Annotated in this window: 16 protein-coding genes and 2 pseudogenes; 6 read left to right on the top strand and 12 right to left on the bottom strand. The window is 69.6% G+C overall.

What is annotated here, in order from left to right; genetic code table 11:
- Nucleotides 1-105: 105 nt before the first annotated feature.
- Nucleotides 106-484: pseudogene (locus tag DM816_RS30500) on the bottom strand (response regulator transcription factor); the annotation flags it as partial.
- A gap of 47 nt (nucleotides 485-531) precedes the next feature.
- On the opposite strand from DM816_RS30500, the gene DM816_RS30495 reads away from it, so the two are divergent.
- From DM816_RS30495 to DM816_RS30480, 4 genes are all read left to right on the top strand, one after another.
- Nucleotides 532-1,458, top strand: a complete 927-nt coding sequence (locus DM816_RS30495) for a bifunctional helix-turn-helix transcriptional regulator/GNAT family N-acetyltransferase (protein ID WP_117213834.1) — start codon at nucleotides 532-534, stop codon at nucleotides 1,456-1,458.
- A 4-nt stretch (nucleotides 1,459-1,462) separates the two neighbouring features.
- Nucleotides 1,463-1,936, top strand: coding sequence for a HEAT repeat domain-containing protein (locus DM816_RS30490; protein WP_117213833.1), 474 nt, complete (start codon nucleotides 1,463-1,465; stop codon nucleotides 1,934-1,936).
- Nucleotides 1,933-2,637, top strand: coding sequence for a phosphotransferase enzyme family protein (locus DM816_RS30485; RefSeq protein WP_117213832.1), 705 nt, complete (start codon nucleotides 1,933-1,935; stop codon nucleotides 2,635-2,637). Before DM816_RS30490 ends, DM816_RS30485 begins: the two co-directional genes overlap by 4 nt.
- 61 nt (nucleotides 2,638-2,698) lie before the next feature.
- Nucleotides 2,699-3,847, top strand: coding sequence for a DUF8189 domain-containing protein (locus tag DM816_RS30480; protein ID WP_162908003.1), 1,149 nt, complete (start codon nucleotides 2,699-2,701; stop codon nucleotides 3,845-3,847).
- Here DM816_RS30480 and DM816_RS30475 read toward each other — a convergent pair.
- The 9 genes from DM816_RS30475 to DM816_RS30435 all read right to left on the bottom strand — a co-directional run bounded on the left by DM816_RS30475 (nucleotide 3,822) and on the right by DM816_RS30435 (nucleotide 12,694).
- On the bottom strand, nucleotides 3,822-4,247 hold the full coding sequence (locus DM816_RS30475) for a lasso peptide biosynthesis B2 protein (RefSeq protein WP_117213830.1): 426 nt from the start codon (nucleotides 4,245-4,247) through the stop codon (nucleotides 3,822-3,824). The two genes, DM816_RS30480 and DM816_RS30475, sit on opposite strands and share 26 nt — an antisense overlap.
- Nucleotides 4,248-4,249: 2 nt before the next feature.
- Nucleotides 4,250-4,513, bottom strand: a complete 264-nt coding sequence (locus DM816_RS30470; RefSeq protein ID WP_117213829.1) for a lasso peptide biosynthesis PqqD family chaperone — start codon at nucleotides 4,511-4,513, stop codon at nucleotides 4,250-4,252.
- The gene (locus DM816_RS30465; protein WP_211588925.1) at nucleotides 4,510-6,216 is read right to left on the bottom strand and encodes an asparagine synthase-related protein; all 1,707 of its coding nucleotides are present in this window, start codon (nucleotides 6,214-6,216) and stop codon (nucleotides 4,510-4,512) included. The genes DM816_RS30470 and DM816_RS30465 overlap by 4 nt, the downstream gene beginning before the upstream one ends.
- A gap of 174 nt (nucleotides 6,217-6,390) precedes the next feature.
- Complete coding sequence (locus tag DM816_RS30460) at nucleotides 6,391-6,516, bottom strand: keywimysin-related RiPP (RefSeq protein WP_117213827.1); 126 nt, start codon at nucleotides 6,514-6,516, stop codon at nucleotides 6,391-6,393.
- Nucleotides 6,517-6,591: 75 nt separating this feature from the next.
- The gene (locus tag DM816_RS30455; protein WP_117213826.1) at nucleotides 6,592-7,416 is read right to left on the bottom strand and encodes an alpha/beta hydrolase family protein; all 825 of its coding nucleotides are present in this window, start codon (nucleotides 7,414-7,416) and stop codon (nucleotides 6,592-6,594) included.
- 9 nt (nucleotides 7,417-7,425) lie between these two features.
- Nucleotides 7,426-8,238, bottom strand: coding sequence for a sugar phosphate nucleotidyltransferase (locus DM816_RS30450; protein ID WP_117213825.1), 813 nt, complete (start codon nucleotides 8,236-8,238; stop codon nucleotides 7,426-7,428).
- The gene (locus tag DM816_RS30445) at nucleotides 8,235-8,741 is read right to left on the bottom strand and encodes an NUDIX hydrolase (RefSeq protein ID WP_425455292.1); all 507 of its coding nucleotides are present in this window, start codon (nucleotides 8,739-8,741) and stop codon (nucleotides 8,235-8,237) included. Before DM816_RS30445 ends, DM816_RS30450 begins: the two co-directional genes overlap by 4 nt.
- 115 nt (nucleotides 8,742-8,856) lie before the next feature.
- Nucleotides 8,857-10,713: a RelA/SpoT family protein gene (locus tag DM816_RS30440; RefSeq protein WP_117213824.1), complete on the bottom strand. Its 1,857-nt coding sequence runs from the start codon at nucleotides 10,711-10,713 to the stop codon at nucleotides 8,857-8,859.
- Between the two features lie 208 nt (nucleotides 10,714-10,921).
- Nucleotides 10,922-12,694 (bottom strand): DEDD exonuclease domain-containing protein, encoded by a 1,773-nt coding sequence (locus DM816_RS30435; protein WP_117213823.1) that lies wholly within the window; start codon nucleotides 12,692-12,694, stop codon nucleotides 10,922-10,924.
- A 195-nt stretch (nucleotides 12,695-12,889) separates the two neighbouring features.
- On the opposite strand from DM816_RS30435, the gene DM816_RS30430 reads away from it, so the two are divergent.
- Nucleotides 12,890-14,251, top strand: a complete 1,362-nt coding sequence (locus DM816_RS30430; protein WP_117213822.1) for an NYN domain-containing protein — start codon at nucleotides 12,890-12,892, stop codon at nucleotides 14,249-14,251.
- Here the strand turns inward: DM816_RS30430 and DM816_RS30425 are convergent.
- On the bottom strand, nucleotides 14,187-15,200 hold the full coding sequence (locus tag DM816_RS30425) for a hypothetical protein (protein ID WP_117213821.1): 1,014 nt from the start codon (nucleotides 15,198-15,200) through the stop codon (nucleotides 14,187-14,189). The genes DM816_RS30430 and DM816_RS30425 overlap by 65 nt on opposite strands.
- An 11-nt stretch (nucleotides 15,201-15,211) precedes the next feature.
- A complete protein-coding gene (locus tag DM816_RS30420; RefSeq protein ID WP_246002446.1) occupies nucleotides 15,212-16,744 on the bottom strand; it encodes a multicopper oxidase family protein in 1,533 nt (510 codons plus the stop codon).
- A gap of 290 nt (nucleotides 16,745-17,034) precedes the next feature.
- Between DM816_RS30420 and DM816_RS43065 the strand changes: the two are divergent.
- Nucleotides 17,035-17,249: pseudogene (locus DM816_RS43065) on the top strand (M48 family peptidase); the annotation flags it as partial.

Raw genomic sequence — 17,249 nt, 5'->3', positions numbered from 1 at the left:
GGGGCGGGTTCTGTGGTCGGGGATGGGTTCTATGGTCCGGGGGGGGGTAGGAGCTCGTGGCGGTCCCTGGCGGCAGGCTGCCTTTGTGGCTGCGTCGAGCGGACCTCATGGTGACCCCTGAAGGTATGCCAGGACTGCGAGGACCCGGCGGTGGCCGTCCTGGTCCGGCGGGGATGTCCAATTTGGACAGGATGCTCGCGATGTGCTTGGCGACCGCCGCCTCGGTCACGACGAGGGCGCGCGAGATGGAAGAGTTGGACCGGCCCTCGGCCATGAGACCCAGCACTTCGAGCTCGCGCGCGGTCAGTCGCTGCAGCGGGCGTCGGCGCTGGTCGAGCAGCTGCCGCACCACCTCGGGGTCGACCACCGTGCCGCCCGAGGCGACCGTGCCGACGGCCTCGGCGAACTCCGCCACGTCGCCGATCCGGTCCTTGAGCAGGTAGCCCGTCCGGCTTCCGAGCCCGAGTTCAGCAGCGTAGGTCTGTCGCCCAGGTCTTGCGGTCGCGTGGGACGGTCGCATAATCTTTGACTGTGTCAAAGGTTGGGGATCGCATAGCGTCAGTGCGCCGGTTCAACCGCTTCTACACGCGCACCATCGGTGTGCTTGGCGATGGGATCCAGCGCACGCAATACACGCTCACGGAGGCCCGGCTACTGTGGGAGCTGGCGCAGGCCGACCAGGCCGAGACGGTGGAGCTGCGGCAACGGCTGGGGCTCGACGCGGGATACGTGAGCCGCATTTTCGCCCGCTTCGAGGGCGACGGGCTGGTCCGGTTGGAGCGGTCCACAGTGGACGCACGGCGGCAGGTGGTGTCGTTGACTCCGGCGGGGCGGCGGGCGTTCAAGACACTGAGCGACAACGCGGTCGAAGACATGGGCGCGCTGCTGGGCAAGCTCGGCGAAACCGACCAGCGTCGGCTGCTCGCCGCGATGTCGACCATCGAGCGGCTGTGGGACGGGCCCGTCGCGGACGATCGGGTTGTCATCCGCGCGCCGCTGCCCGGCGACCTCGGCTGGGTGGTGCAGCGGCACGGCGAACTGTACGCCGACGAATACCAGTGGAACGACGAGTTCGAGGCGCTGATCGCCGGGATAGTGGCCGACTTCGTCAAGGCGCGCAAGCCAGGCCGCGACGCCGCGTGGATCGCCCAGATCGGCGACGCCCCCGCGGGATGCGTGTTCTGCGTGGCCGAGGATGACGTGACCGCCCGGCTGCGGCTCCTGCTGGTCGAGCCGTGGGCGCGCGGCCGGGGTGTCGGCGCCCGCCTGGTGGGGGAGTGCGTGGAGTTCGCGCGCCGCAACGGGTACCAGAAAATGGTTCTATGGACCAACGCGGAGCTGCACGCGGCCCGAAACCTTTATGAGAAGGCAGGTTTCGAGCTCGTCTCCGAGGAGCGGGGCGAGAGTTTCGGCCGACCGCAAGTGTTCCAAAACTGGAGCCTCACGCTTGTCAAGTGAGCGCATGTCCCTGCCACGGCATCGCGTGATCGAGGCGTCGGCCAAGCACGGCGAGGCCACCGTCGCGGGCTGGTGCGTCGACGTGCTCCAGGGCGCACGCAATGAGCAGACGTTCGAAATCCTGTGCGGGCCGCATTGGGCCGGGCTCATCAACAGTGGGGCTTACTGGGGCCGTGTCTGGGGCGCACGCGGCCTGCTCTACGCCTGGTCTCCCACCGCCGCCCCGGCCGTCCTGTCGGGATTGGACGATCCCGCGTGGCGCGTGCGCGAGATGTGCGGCAAGGTCGTGCGGCTGCGCGAGCTCCCCGACGCCGCCGACCGCCTCTTCGAGCTCGCGCTCCACGACGAGGTGCCACGGGTTCGGGTGGCGGCCGAGCGTGCCCTCGCCCGGGTCGGCGAAGCGGAGCACGCCGACGCCCTGCGCTCCAACGAGACCGCGCTCCGCGAGCTGTCCCGCCGTCTGGACCGCAGCCTATGAACCTGGACGGCAACGTCACCAGCGGGCTGGAGCGGGTGGGCGATACCCTGCGCCGCCCCGCCGGGCCGTGGACCGAAGCGGTCGACGCGCTGCTGAAGCACCTGCACGACGTGGGATTCGAAGGCGCGCCAAGGCCATTGGGGCGCGACGCGCGGGGTCGGCAGGTGCTGGAGTTCGTGCCGGGCGACGTCGGCGACGAGCGCGGCACCTATTCTGATCCCGAACTGGCGTCGATCGGGCGGATGCTCGCCGAGCTGCACCAGGCGCTGGCGAGCTTCACCCCACCGACCTCGCCGCGGTGGCACGTGATGATCCCGCCCGACCGACAGGAACTGGTGTGCCACAACGATGTCGCGCCCTGGAACCTGGTCCGAACCGTGCGCGGCTGGGTGCTCATCGACTGGGACAACGCCGGGCCCAGCTCTCGCCTGTGGGACCTCGCCTACGCGGCCCAGGCCATGTGCGGCCTGCGCGCCGACCGGCCCGTGCCCGAGTCAAAAGCCCGGCTGAGCACGTTCCTCAACGGCTACGGCCTGCCGGACGACCAGCGGCCCGCGCTGACGGCCATGCTGGGCCGCCGGGCCCGCGCCATGTACGAAATCTTGAGCGGAGCGCAACAGGAGCCGTGGTCGCGCATCTTCACCGAGGACGGCCCGTACTGGCGCTCGACAGCGGAATACCTCGAAGACTGGTCCACTTAGGACCACAACGGGACGCGAAGTGGATCTGTCCGGCCGCGCGGGCGGTTGTCAGATTCGCATCATGAAGAACATCTCGCGCAGAGCGGTGCTCCTCGGCGGCGCGGCAACGGCCGCCGGGTTGGCCCTGCCCACAAGCAAGGCATCGGCCGACATCGACCCCTTCCCGCCGATCCAGTTGCCCGCGCCCCGCCCGGTGGTCGGGTTTCCCGGGTTCAACCGGTCGAACATCTTCGTCCGCTGGTCGGACTACGGCATCCGGGTGAAGCACTGGAACGAGGACAACAACAACCTCGGCGGCCCATGGGTGAATCTCGGCAAGCCCAACGGGCTCAACACCGTCGGCTCGCCCGGCGCGGTCTACACCAACCGGCAGTATGTCTTCGCCCGCGCCAACGACAACACCGTTTGGGTGGCGTCGCAGAACGACGACGACACGTGGACCTCATGGTCGTCGCTGGGCGGAAGCGTCGCCTCCAACATCGAGGTCATCGGCGTATGGGGGGCCGCGGGGTCCTACCCGAAGCCCGTGTACGTGTTCGCGCGCGACGCCAACGGCGGCCTGGTCTACCGGTCCAACCACGGGCTGGGCTGGGGTGTGTGGACCGTCCTGTCCGGCGCGGGAACCGTCACCGGCAACCCGAGCGCGGGCAAGTACTTCCCGGACGGCGGCGACCCGCAGCCGCGCGTGTTCGTGCGCTGGGCGGCCGACGATTCGGTGCGTTACACCCAGCGCAACCCCAACGGGACGTGGTCGGCCTGGACCACCCTCGGCACCACCGCCACCGCCGACCCGGCGGTCGCCCCGGGCGGGGCGAATCTGTTGTACCAGCGCGGCTATGACGGCCGGCTCTGGTACAGGTACAAGCCGTATGCCTCGCCCACCTGGTCCGGCTGGAACCTGCTCATTCTCGACCCGAGCAACCCGGGCATGAAGATAAAGGGCTCGGTCGCGTTCGACTCGGTCAGCGTGTTCGAGAAGGGCTTCGTGCGCGACGAAAACGATGCCATCTGGGGCCTCGACGGCCACTGGTACAACGGGCACTGGGAGCAGCACGCGCCGAGCTACCTGGGTGGTGTGGTGTCGGGCAACGTCGGCGCGGGCCACAACGACACCACCCGCCAGTGGGCCCTGGTGCGCGGCATGGACAACGCGCTGTGGGCCCGCGAGTACAACGGCGGCTGGGTCAGCCTGGGCGGTTCACTGGTGTAACCGTGATGAGCTTGGCGAAGTAGCCCTCCTGGAACAGTTCGCCGACCGGGCGCCCGTCGGCCTCCACCCACGCGTGCACGGCGATCGGCGGATACAGCCGCGGGCCGACGCACCACGTCGGCCATGTGCCCCATGCCCGGCACAGCAATGCCGTGGCCAGCGACCGGGGCAGGCAGCCCTCGGTGTTGAGGCACGCGAGGCTCACATACAGCACGGCGTCGCGCGCCCGTTCGGTCTCGGCATAGCCGGCGGGCCGCGCGCCCCGGCGGAGCAGCCCGAGCACCGCCTGGATTCTGCGCGGTGGCATGAGCGCCAGCAGGTGGGCGAGCCCGACCGCGACCCGGGCGCTCCAGCGCAGTGTCGCACCGGGACGGTCAGGCCGTTCGAGCGCGGACAACATGCTCACGACGTCACCGTCACCAGGCGTGCGGTCCGCAGGCTCTCCACAAGCGTTAACACGTCCTGCTCGGCCTGTGCCGGATCGACGTCGAACTCGTCGGCGAGCGCTCCAGCGGCCTCTGCCGGAGTGCGCCCGTCGAGCAGCTGCCGCAGCGCGACCGTCCCGCTCGGGTTGAGCTGGAAGTATTCTCCCGCGCCCGAGTCGAGCAGGACGGACCCGTACTCGGTCGCCGCGTACGACACACCGGCGCCCAATCGCACGTTCATCGTTGGATTCCCCTCAGCCAGACCTCGACGGAGATGGCCGTGTCGAGGTGCGCCTGCTCTGATTCGGTCATGCTGCCGCCGATCGCGGCGCGGATCCGGCTTTCGTCGACGATCCCCATGGCGCCCAAGCGGGAGCCGGTCCACAGCGCGAGCAGATCGGCCCGGTGCCGCTCCAGCGAACGCGCTGCCGGCAGCGAGAACACGCCCTTGGTCGTGCGCCGCAGGCAGTCGTCGGGCACGATGCCGCGCATGGCCTCCCGCAGCACGGGCCGGTACCGCCAGGGTGTCGCCCGGTCCTGCGGCCGGATCGCCAAACACGCCGAGATCACCTGATCGTCGTAGAACGGTGACGCCATCGGGACTCCCGCCCGCGCGCACATCTGCTCGACCTGGCGCAGCCACCGTCCACTTTGGCGGATCACGGCCAGCTCGACATGCGAACCCCGGGTGGGGGCAAGCGGTTCGGCCGTCTCGGCGGCCCGCTTCATCGCCGCGCGCACGTTGTCGGCCGCGCCGGTGGTCACCCAACCGGCCAGCCGCGGCGGATGAGCCCAGCCCAGTGTCCACTCCAGACCTGGCTGCGGCCGCTGCAGGCTTTCCGCGGCTCCTGCCATCCATTTCCGGTACGGCCTTCGGTCCGCCAGGGCACGCAGAGTTTCCCCGAGCGGCCAGTGATGCAGCGCCCGGAAGCCGCGCAATTGCCGCAGGGCAAGCAGCGGCCGGCGCGGCAGCAGGTCGTGGTAGTGCGTCGGCCCGCTCCACGTCACGTGGTCGCCGCCGATGCCGGTCAGGTGCAGCCGGGCGCCCAGATCCGAAAGCGTGAAGAAGAAGCGGGCCAGCTCCGGCCGGCTCACCACCGACAGGGTGGGCTCATCGAGCACCTCGTCGAAGTCGGACAGCCCGGCGTAGCGCAGCGGCCAGTCCTCACCGGACACGACGATGTGCTGCACATGCGGCAGGTGCTGCGCGGCGCGGCGCGCCCAGACCAGGTCGTCGCCCGCCGGATCCGGGCTCGACATCGTCCGTGCGATGACCTTCGCCGGCCCGTCCGCCGCAAGGAAGCACATAGTCGTGGAGTCCATGCCGCCTGACAGGTCGCACGTGACTATCCCGCCGGGCGCGGTGCGTGCCGCCACCGCGCGCACGAGTGCCTCGCGGACCGGACCGGCCCCCTCGGCCAGCGGGACCTCCGGTGTGGGCGGGGTCCACCAGCGGGCGGCGCGGGCTGAGCCGTCCGGATCGAGCCGTAGCCACGAGCCGGGCTCGACCATGCCGACACCGCGCCAGACCGGTGTGAGCGCCAACGGATGCGGCATGCCGTCGAGCAGGCGCACGGCCACCTGCTCCTCGTCTACGCCGGCACCGGCCAGCCACGCGAGCACGTCGGCACGGCTGGCGGCCACGGTGACGCCAGCCAGCCGAGCGTGGTAGATCGGGCGCAGGCCGGAGGCCGTGCCCTGCACACGGACCCGCCCGCCGAGCGAGGCGACCAGGTGGAAGCTGCCCGGCAGGCGGGCCGCCACACTGTCCACATCGGACAGATCGGACAGATCGCGGATCGTTTCCGGAAGCCCCGTGGCCGGCGATCCCATGATGGCAACGCGGCACTTTCCGGCCTCGATCACGATGAGTTCGCCGTCGGACCAACGTCCGGCAAGCCATGGCCTGCCGGACGCGTGAGCAATGGTGCGCGACTTGCTCACATGGACGCCTGCCGTGGGTCCGGCGAAACCGGCGCGTGCCGTGGGTCCGGCGCGTGCCGCCGGATCGGCGCGTCCAGCGAAACCGGCGCGTGCCGCGAGGCCGGATGCTGCGTCGCAGTCCGGCAGGACGACAAAGAACGGTCCAGGCAATGCGTCCACGGTCGGCAGCGCCGATCAGACGATGTTGCCGTGCGACAGCAGGTCAGGGGTGCCGCGCTCGACGAGCCCGGTCACCTTGCGGAACTTGCCCACACGCACGAGTGCGGGCGACTGGTAGGTCTTCTTGGCCTTCCTGGTCATGGTTCCTCCTTTCGCAGCCCTCCCGATGAGGACTGACCTGGGATCCCTCTCCCAGCCGCGCGGCGCCTAAACTATTCATTCACGTAAATCTTGCGCGCGCAGCCAGTCGACGATCAGCTTGGCCAGCGGTTCCCCCGCCTTGACCCACTTGAAGTGGTCGAGCGCGACCCCGGCCGCCTCGCTGGTGAGGTGCTCGCGCCGCACGGGCGCCGACGACAGCTTGGCGATCGTGAAGTCCATCGTGCGGGCGGGCGTGTACTGATCGGCGTCCACACTGATCGCCAGCACGGGCACGGTCACACCGGACAAGCGGTCCTCGACGCCCAGGTGTGGTGGGAAGGTGCCCGTCCGCCCGGTATGAGCCCAGTCGCGCATCACGCGCCGCGCCTGGCGCCCGCCAAACCCCCAACCCGGCCAGTATCCGAGCATCGCGCTCACCACGTTGACGCCGTGCAGGAAGCCGAGCACGCCCAGCGACTGCCGCCCGTATGTCCGCCAGTACGGCAGGCCGACCGCGATCAGGATCAGCCCGTCGACGCCCGCGTGCGATCCGCTCAAATGCATCATGGCGGCCTGGCCGCCGAGCGAATGCCCGAGCAGAATGGTCCGTTTGCGCTCCTGATAAGGGGCAAGCGCCTGCAAGACCGCCGCGACATCGTCGGCTATTTGCCGGTACCCATATGAGCTTGATTTTGAAGGTTTTGGCCGGCTCTCACCATTGCCGCGCAAATCCGCGACCGCGACGGACAGGCCGGCGTCATTGAGAGCGGTCGCGAAGCGCGTGTAGTAGCCCGCGGGCACGCCCATCGCGGGAAAGATCACGATGATGGTCTCGGCGTCGGATCGGTCAAAGACGTTCACGGCGAGCCGGTCGGTGCCGCGGTCCACGCTCAACTGCATGGCCCAAGGTTACGTGCGAGTAACCGTCATGTCCGACCCCACCCGTACGCTGTCGGTCAGGACCTCGTCGCGGGCGACGCGTGCGCCCGGCCACAGCACGCTGCGGGTCACTCTGCCATGCACCGCCGCCCCCGCACCGAGCACGCTCTGGCTGGCCGACCCGGTGATCATGGCGCCGTCCGCGATGAGGTTCCGCCCGGAGGCCGCGTGCATGTTGGCCTGCAGATAGTCGGCGGGTGTCCCGGTGTCGATGTAGACGCCATCGATCGGCACCACCTCAAGCCGCCCTTCCCGCTCGGCCGGCCGCCACGTGGTCAGCACGAGATGGGAGAGGACGGCGTCCAGCCGCTCGGCCTCCTCGGCGGGCAACAAAGACGCGCCCGCGAAGGCAAGCCCGTGGAAGGAGGGGTGCCCATCGTCGCCAACATGCCCGGCCATGCGCACCGTCTTGCCGTCCCACCCGGCCAGCAGCCCGTCCATCGGGTCGGTGCAGTATGCGTCGGCATTGAGCACGAGCACACCTCGCCCGCCGATCCAGTCGCGCAGCTTGCCCACGGCGCCGGCCGTCCCCAGCGGATCGTCCTCAATGGACACATGCGCGCGCCCGTCGACATGCCGAAGCATCTGCTCCAGATGGTGATGCGCGTTGACAGCCACCCGGCCGGAGCCGGTGAAACCCAGCGCCGCGAGCCGGTCCAGCGCCCGGTCGAGCAGCGGCACATTGCCCACGGGCACAAGCGCTTTGGGCACGAGTGTCGTGAGTGGACGCAGGCGGGTGCCCAGCCCGGCCGCCAGCACGAGCGCGCAGATGTCGGGGGTCACGCGCCGGGCCCGATCCCGTAGTTGGCCAGCAGCCGGGCCGTGGCCGGGGTGAGCTTGGGCAGCTCGTCGACGTGATGCCAGGCGGCCTCCCACACCTCCGCACCATCGACGGACAGTTCGGTCGTGGCGGCCGGGACGTGAGCCGTGAACACCATGTCGACCCAGCGGCCCCTGGTGTGCACGACCGCGTTGGGCACTGCGGGCTCCAGGCTGTCGAGCAGGACACCCGTCTCCTCGGCCGCCTCGCGCCGCGCGCCCTCGATCGGGGTCTCGCCCCGTTGCAGCAGCCCGGCCGGCAGGGTCCAGCCACGGCCCGGTGGCTGGCGCAGCAGCAGGATCCGGCCCGGGTCGTCGGCGTCGAACATCAGCACCACGGAACCCAGCACATATTTGTGGGACACCGTTTTGACCAGCCGCGTGCGCCACCGCAGCGGGATCCGGTAGAAGACGCCGTAACCGAAGGACACCAGTGATCTGCGCAGGGGCGAACGGCGGGGAATCACCCTGCCAGGCTAGTTCACCTGTGCTGCTTGACTCGGTCGGGCTCGGCCGGGCGGCACGGTTGGTTTGGCCGCGTGACCCTTCCCGTCGGGCGTGGGGTCACCCCGCCGGGCTAGTTCACCTGTGCTGCTTGACTCGGTCGGGCTCGGCCGGCCGGCGCGGGTTGGTCACGATCCCGCCGCCGTCGGTGCTCGCGTCAACGCTCGCGATCAACTGATCGACGATGACGTCGGCGCGCACCCGGTGCTCGGCGACCGCGATCAGCAGCGAGTCGAGATCGGGGAAGCCCAGCGACTGCGCGAGATCGGCCAGCCGCTGCTCGTCGGACAGCGCGCGGTCGCGGCGTCGCAATGCCAGGCCGATCGCGGCCCGCCCGATCTGCAGGCGGTCGCTCACCGTGCCGGCCGGGACGTCGGTCTCGGAGAACCGGCGCGACAGGCGAAGCTGGGCCGTCGGCGACTTCACGAACTCCAGCCACTCCGGCCTCGGGCCGGGGTGGTTGCGGTCGCGGCTGACCAGCACGTCGACCACGTCACCGTCGTGCAGCTCCGCACCCAGCGGGGTGAGCACGCCGTTGACCGTCGCCGCCACGCACCGGTCGCCCGTGCGCGTGCTGAGCTCGTAGGCCACATCTACGGGCGTCGAACCGGCCGGGAGCAGCAGCGGGCGCCCCCGCGCGAACACCTGGATCTGCTGCTCGGCCAGGTCGCAGCGCAGTGACTGGACGAACTGCACGGCGTCGGGCGCGGCCGCCTCGATCTGCAGGGCACGCTTGAGCCACGCCATGTCGGTGTGCTCCGGCGGCAACGCGTTTTTCTTACCGAACAGACCCGGCTTGGGTGGGAAGCGATAGCGGGCGATGACGCCGTATTCGACCGCGCGGTGCATCGCCTCGGTGCGGATCAGCACCTCGACCATCTGATCCTCTGGCCCGAGCACCGTGGTGTGCAGCGAGCGGTAGAGGTTGTTCTTGGGTGCGGCGATGAAGTCCTTGAACCGGCCCGGGATCGGCAGCCAGCGCTGGTGGATCGCGCCGAGCGCCGCGTAGCAGTCGTGCTCCTCACCGTCGATGATGACCACGACGCGCGGCATGTTGATCGGCCTGGGGCTGCCCGCCTGCTTCGTGTCCTTCCAGATCGTGTAGTAGTGGCGCGGCCGCGGGATCACCCGTCCGTCGAGCTTCTCCCGGCGCAGCGACTCCTTGCCGAGGTCGACTATGCGCTTCACGTAGGCATTCCACTGTGGACGGTCGCGCTCGACCGTCTCGTGGATGGTCTTGTAGGCGTCGGGCTCGACATAGCGCAGCACGACGTCCTCGAACGGGGCCTTGAGCACCTGGATGCCCAGCCGGTCGCACAGCGGCACGAGCACCTCGCTGGTCGCCTTGGCGATGCGGGCACGTGAGGCGGGGGAGCGGGCGTCGAGGGTCTCCATGTTGTGCAGGCGGTCGGCAATCTTGATGACCAGCACGCGGATGTCCTGCCCCGCCAGGACGATCATCTTGCGGGTGGACTCGGCTTCGGCCAGCGCGAAGTGGGCCTTGTCGAACTTGGTGACGCCATTGACCAGCAACGCGACCTCGGAGCCGAAATCGGCGCGCAACTGGGGAAGGGTGTAAGCGGTGTCTTCGACGGTGTCGTGCAGCAGGGCGGCGGCGAGGGTGATCGTGTCCATGCCCAGCTCAGCCAGGATTTGGGCCACCTGAAGCGGATGGGTGATGTAGGGCTCGCCGCTCTTGCGCTTCTGGTCGCGATGCCATCGCTCAGCGACCGAATAGGACCTTCGCAGGAGTGAGATGTCGGCATGGGGATGGACGCCACGATGCGTGCGGATCAGTTGTTGCACGGGATCGACCGGTGTGGGCCGCTCTCGGGACATGGGCCAGCTCAAAATCGCGCGCAGCCGGGACGTGAGCTGGCTCTCCCCGATGCGGCCTACACCGGGGGCGTCCAGGCTGCCGGCGTCGACGTCCACTCAGGACCCCTCCCCTCGCCAGCGGTACTTCATAGCTTAGTAACGAACATGGGGGCCAATTGGTCAATACCTGTTGGTCATTCGGTCAACAGTTTGACTCTGGCTTGCCGTGCTTCATGGCCGCGGTCGTCTCGCCTCGGCCACCCGCCCGCCCCGGCTGGTTGCCGGGTCCGCGTGGCCTCCTCTCGCGCCCGCCTGGCCGTCTGCTTCATGGCCGCGGTCGTCTCGCCTCGGCCACCCGCCCGCCTCGGCTGGTTGCCGGGTCCGCGTGGCCTCCTCTCGCGCCCGCCTGGCCGTGCGCGTAGAGCTTTCGGTAGCGGACAGCACCCCGAGCGGGTGACGCCCACCCGGATGATGCCTCCACCAGTCTGGTCTCCGGTTTTTCCAGCCAGTCAAGGATCCGCTCGGACTCCTCGGCCGTCGCGCAGGGCGTCGGGCCGTGCCCGGCGACCACGGTTTCGGCGGTCGGCCAGATGATGTCGAGCGTCCGTCGTGGATGGACACCCGGTTTGGCGTGCGCCGCCGCGGCCAGCCGGCCATGCCGGATGATCGCGATGTCCCAGCCGCCGTTGTCGGTGCGGCGGGCGGCGACAATCTCCGAAATGGACGTCAACGCCTCCAGCCGCTGCATGCGCGCGGCTGTGCGCAGGAACGCCAGCATCCGGTCGCGCACCACAGCCGCCTCCTCGAAGCGCCGTGAATCCGTGAGCCGGGCCATGCGCCGCAGCAGTGGCTCGACGATCGGCTCGGGATCCGTCTTGAAAGCTTGCCGCACCTTATCGACCAACGTCGAATCATATTCCTCAGGACTGATCTTCAAAAGGCACGGGGCCGGGCATTTGCCCAGCTCCGTAAGGACGCACGAGGACGAGGGTCTCTTTGCCGACAGCTTGGCGGTGCACTGCCGCAGCGGCACCGCCTCGTGGATGGCATCGAGGGCCGCCTGTGCGGATCTCACCCCGGGGAAGGGTCCGAGGCAGGCCGCCGGGTCCGTGCCGATCTTTCTCACCAAACTCAGTCTCGGGTACCTCTCCGTCGTCAGCTTGATCCAATGAGTCCGCTCCGGATACTTCGAGCGGCGGTTGTAGGGCGGGGCATGCGCGGCGATCAACCTCAGCTCGCGCACCTGGGCCTCCAGCGTGTGCGCGCACTCCACCGCGTCGACCCGGACCGAGGCCGCCAGCATCTCGCTGATCCGGCCGCGCTTCTCGCTGGCCGTGAAGTAGCTGCGCACGCGGGTCGCGATGTCGTTGGACGTGCCGACGTAGAGCGGGCGATTGTCGTGCCCGCGAAAGATGTAGACCCCCGGCGCGTGCGGCAGCCCGTCGGCGAGATAGCGCTTGGCCCGCTGGGTGGGCGTGACCGCCCTGAGGTAGTCGAGCGTTTCGCCCAGGGTGCTGATGCCCAGGCTGCCCAGCCGCCCGATCAGCGCGTGCAGCACATCGACCGTCGCGAGTGCGTCGTCGAGCGCCCGGTGGGTCGGCGTGTGGGTCTTGAAGTATGCCGCGAGCGTGCCCAGCTTGCGGTTGGGCACCTCGTCGCGCAGCAGCACCCGCCGGGCCAGCGCGGCGGTGTCGAGCACCCGCGGCGCGGGCCATCGGTAGCCGTGCATGGCGCACGCCGCCTTGAGAAAGCTCACGTCATAGGGCGCGTTGTGCGCCACAAGCACCGCGCCCTGAAGGAACTCCAGCAGCGACGGGAGCACCTTCTCGAACGGCGGTGCCTCCACCAGCATCGCGGTCGTGATGCCGGTCAGCACGGTGATGAACGGCGGCACCGGCACGCCCGGGTTGATTAGCGTCGCGAGCCGCGCCAGCTCCTCGCCGCCGCGCACCTTGACCGCGCCCACCTCAGTGATCTCCGCCCCGCTGGGCGGGCCACCGGTGGTCTCGAGATCCACTACGGCGAATGTCGTGTTGCGCAGGTCGAGCTGCAGCGGATCGTCCCAGAGGGCTTCAAGCGTGAGCTGGACGTCTGTCATCGGATCACCTCTGCAGCGCACCGGCGCGTGGCAGGGGTGATGAAGGAGCTGGGCTTTCGTAGCCTCGCGGAGAAAATCGGCCGCACGGGTCGGAAGGCTAACCGGACGGTGTGACAGAACCGCCCCAGCGGGGTAGGTATAGACCCGGTTGATACCAGGAGACAAGATCCTTCGGATGGTGGGAGACTTGGACGCATGTCCTCCGCAGCGGAACCAGCATTCGATGCCCCGGTTGACGCTGTGGCTGCGGACTTCGTGCCCGAGCCCGTCCTGCCGGAGGCCGTGCGCCAGCGGGTGATCGCGCTCGCCGCGGGCGTCCTGACCAGCCTGCCCTTTGACGAGTTGCCCGCCTCGCTGCGCAAGGTGGCCAAGTTCGCGCCCAACCGGCGCGCCCGCCTCGGCGGCCCGGCCATCGCGTCGCAGTTGTCCATCGACCCGCTGTTCCGGCAGCGGATCAGTGGGCGCGTCCTGGCCGATGCCGGTGAGCTGGGCACCGCCGTGGGCAGTGGAGTGACCCCGGCCGCCGCCGACCCGGTCGAGGTCGCCGCGCTGGCCTATCTGGCCCGGCCGACCGGCTGGCGCGAGCTGATCGGCAACGCGGGCGAGGCCGTCGCCGCCCAGGCCGAGAGCGAGGCCGTCGCCGAGTTGCTGCGCGAGGCCGAGGCCCGCGCCGACCGAGCCGAGCATGACCGCGCCGTCGCCAAGGTCGAGGCCGAAAAGCTGCGCGCCGAGCTGGCCCGGGTGCGCGACGAGGTCAGCGGGATCCAGGCGGAAAACCGGGCCAACGCCAAGGCGCTGCGCGAGGCACAGGCCGCGCTCAAGCGGGCCAGCGAGCTGTTATCCATCGAGAAGGGGCGTGCCGCCAAGGCGGCGCAGGACCACGAGGCCGAGGTGCGCAAACTGCGCGCCAAACTCGCCGACGCCGAGGCGGTCAAAGGCGATGTGCGCCAGGCGGCCCGCGACGCGCGTGCGCTCGACGAGGCACGGCTGTGGCTGCTGCTCGAAACGATCGGGCAGGCCGCGGTCGGGTTGCGCCGCGAGCTGGGGCTCGACCCGGCGAAGATGATGCCCGCCGACGCGGTGGCGGCCAGCCATGCCGAGATCCCGGGCTCGCAGACACCCGCCTCGCGCGGCCTCGATGTGGACGACCCGGCGAGGCTGGCCCAGCTGCTCGCGTTGCCGCGGGCCCACTTGATCGTCGATGGCTACAACGTCACCAAACGCGGGTTCGCCGAAATGTCCCTTGAGCAGCAACGCAACCGGCTCGTGCAGGCGCTCGGATTGGTCGGGGCGCAAACCGGGGCCGAGGTGACCGCCGTCTTCGACGGGGCCGAGCGGGTGCACGGGCTTCCGCCCGCGCCGCGCGGGGTGCGGGTCCTGTTCTCCCGCAAGGGCGAGACGGCCGACGAGCTGATCCGGCGGCTGGTGCGCGCCGAGCCCGCCGGCCGCCCGATCGTCGTGGTCTCGTCGGACCGGGAGGTGGCCGACGGGGTCAAGCGGCACGGGGCCTATCCGATGAGCTCGGATAGTCTGCTGCGAAGGCTGAGTCGCTCGTGATCGGCCCGGCCCCGGGCGCGGGCCGAGTGACCGGATCCATGAACAGCGCGGTGAGCACGCCGCCGACCAGGGCATAGAGCGCGATCACCACGTCGGTGTCGGCCGCGTGCACGGGCGGGTTGCCGGAGGCCGCGGTCAGCAGATCGGCGACGGGCGCGCCCAGCACCACCATCACGATGGTCGCCACGGCCATCACGAAGGCTCCGATGGGTACCCCGATAAGGATCATGGGACGAGCGCAGCGGCGGGTGAGGTAGGTGACCGCCAGCAACAGCAGCGTCGCCGGGGCGATAATCAGCAGGAACAGCTGCGGGGTGGTGGTCACCTCGCCGTTGAAGTAGCGCCACCAGACGATCCCGGCCATCAGTGGCGCGCAAACCATAAGCACCGCAAGCAATCCGGGGCGGGCCGGGTTGGCCAGGTGCGCCAGCAGCAGGGCGGCCGTCGTGAACGCGGCCGTCAGAATCGCGCCCGACACGGCGACCGCGGGCGGCACGTGCTGATCGGGCGTCTGCAGGTGCGCGGCGGCGACGGCGAGCGCCACGCAGACGACGGCGGCGGGATACTCCCGCCGCGCGACCTTGGGCAGGAGAAAGGCGATCAGGAGCCACGCGGCGAACGCGGCCCCACCGGCGATCAGCGCGGCCGTCTCGCCCGCGACGCCCAGGCGGTCGAGCAGCACGTCGGCCCCGATCCACGCCACGGCCGGCCCGACCGTGCGGCGGTGCCACCCGGCGACGATGACCAGGGCAGCGACGGCCAGCAGGATCGCGGACAGCCGCAGTTCCCTTGCCCAGTAGGAGTTGTTCTGGGCGATGAAATGATCCGGGTACCAGGCCAGTCGCTCAAGGTCGACGCGGGGCTGATAGATCGCCAGCCCAATCGCCCACAGTGCGCAGGCGATCAGGCCGAGCGACCCACCAAGGAAGACAATCCATCTTGTCCGCATCGACACATTGTCTAGTGTTGATGCGATTTTGAGATCGGCCGTCCGGCTTGTTCGCCGGGCTTGACCACGACGAACTGGCCCATCATGCCCGCGTCTTCGTGGAACAGGACGTGGCAGTGGTACATGTACGGCGTGTTCGGGTCGGAGTAGTCGGCGAACCGCATGATCAGTTTGTACGACCTGCCGTCCTGCACCGGGATCGTGTCCTTCCAGCCGCTCAGGTGGGCCGGGGGTTTGGAACCGTCCACGGCCAGGATCTGGAACTGCACGTCGTGCACGTGGAAGCTGTGGAAGTCGCCGTCGCTGTTGACGACCTCCCACACCTCATTGGTGTCCACAGTGGACACGTGGTCGATCCGGTCCATCTCCATCTGCTCGCCGTTGATGTTGTGCCCGGAAAGCTTGAACCGGCGGGTCACCGCGGCTGTCGCCGGGTCGAGACGCTCCATTGTGGACAGCTGCTGGGGCAGTGCGGGGGTCTGCTCCAGTTGGCCGGCGGCACGCAGCTGGAGCACGTCGAACCGGTCGTTGCCGCCTCGGGTGCGCAGCAGGTCGTTGCCCACCTCGGGCGGATAGCTGCGCAGGACGGTCTGCTCGCCGGGGCGCACGTCGACGACGATCTCGGCGCGCTCGCCGGGTGACAGGTTTAGGCGCTCGGTTCGTACCGGCCGCTCAAGAAGACCGCCATCGGTGGCGATGAGCGCGAACGGGCGGTCATCGGAGAAGCCGAAGTTATATGAGCGTGCCGTGGAGCCGTTGAGCACACGCAGCCGGACCTTGTCGGTGGTCACGTCGAGATAGGGCGCGAGCGTGCCGTTCACCGCGATCTCGTCGCCCAGAATGCCGATGCCGCTGAGGAATCCGGGCGCGTCGTCGAGCTCGTCGCCCTCGCGCGAGAACTTCTTGTCCTGCACGATGACCGGGATGTCGTCGACGCCGTACCGGTTGGGCAGGGGCGGGCTCTTTTCGTCATCGACGATGAACATACCGGCCAAGCCGCGATAGACGTGCTTTGCGGTTTCCCCGTGCGGATGAGGGTGGTACCACAACGTCGCCGCCGGCTGGTCGACCTTCCACGTCGGGGCCCAATTGCCACCGGCGCGGACGGGCTGGTGCGGCCCGCCGTCCATGGCGGCCGGCAGGTGCATGCCGTGCCAGTGCACCGAGGTGTCGACGTCGAGCCCGTTGCGCACGTTCACCACGACCTGCTCACCGCGCGTGGCGCGCAGGGTCGGGCCCAGGTAGGCGCCGTTGAAGCCCCACGTGTCGACCCTCCGGCCGGCGCCGAAGTCGTGCGTGCCCGGCTTGGCCGCAAGCTCGAACACGCGCCGGCCCTTGGCGTCGATCTGCGACGGGGCAAGCGGCGGGATGGCCAGCCGGTTGGCGAATTCGATCTTGTCGAACGTGTCGGTGGTGCCGGAAGTCAGCACCCACGTGCCGAGCGCCACGGCACCGCCGCAGCAGATGAGTGTCACGGCGAGAACGGACAGCAGGATCACGCGCAGCGGGTTGCGCCGCCTGGTCGGTGTGGGGGGTGTGGTCACCAGACCACATTCGCCGCGCGTTATGCCTGGTGTCGACCCCGAGACGGGCTTGTTCAGGGAGACCTCAGTGATCCCCCTGAGTCGACGCCCGGCCTGCGCCCGGACCCGAGCCGTCGGGGTCCGCCCTCGTGCGCCGCGCCACTCTGAGCGCTTGCCGCCCGGCACACCGTTGCATGCCGCCGTGCCAACGAAGGCACCGGCCACCATTACAGCCGTATTGCGCTGCCTCAACCGGGCGCTTCGCCGAGCTCATCGGAGAAATGTCGGACCGTCGGCTTAGCATTTGGAGCATGGCGGTGAGGGCTTGGGCGTTGGTGAGCCTCGTTGCGGTCGTGGCGGTGTTGGCCGTGGTCGCGTTTGTGCTGGTGCCGTGGTCGCGGCCGCCCGCGCCGCGGTCCGACCAGCTGGCGGCGCTGGCCGAGCTGCCGGCCGACCGGGTCGCGCAGGGGCGGGCGCTGCGTGGCGAGCTGCGCTGGGTGGCATACCCGAGCATGATTCTGGGTTT

This window comes from Allorhizocola rhizosphaerae, from assembly GCF_003426775.1.
Taxonomy (GTDB): domain Bacteria; phylum Actinomycetota; class Actinomycetes; order Mycobacteriales; family Micromonosporaceae; genus Allorhizocola; species Allorhizocola rhizosphaerae.
Note: the sequence above shows the minus strand (reverse complement) of the source record. Positions and strands in the feature narration are given on the sequence as shown.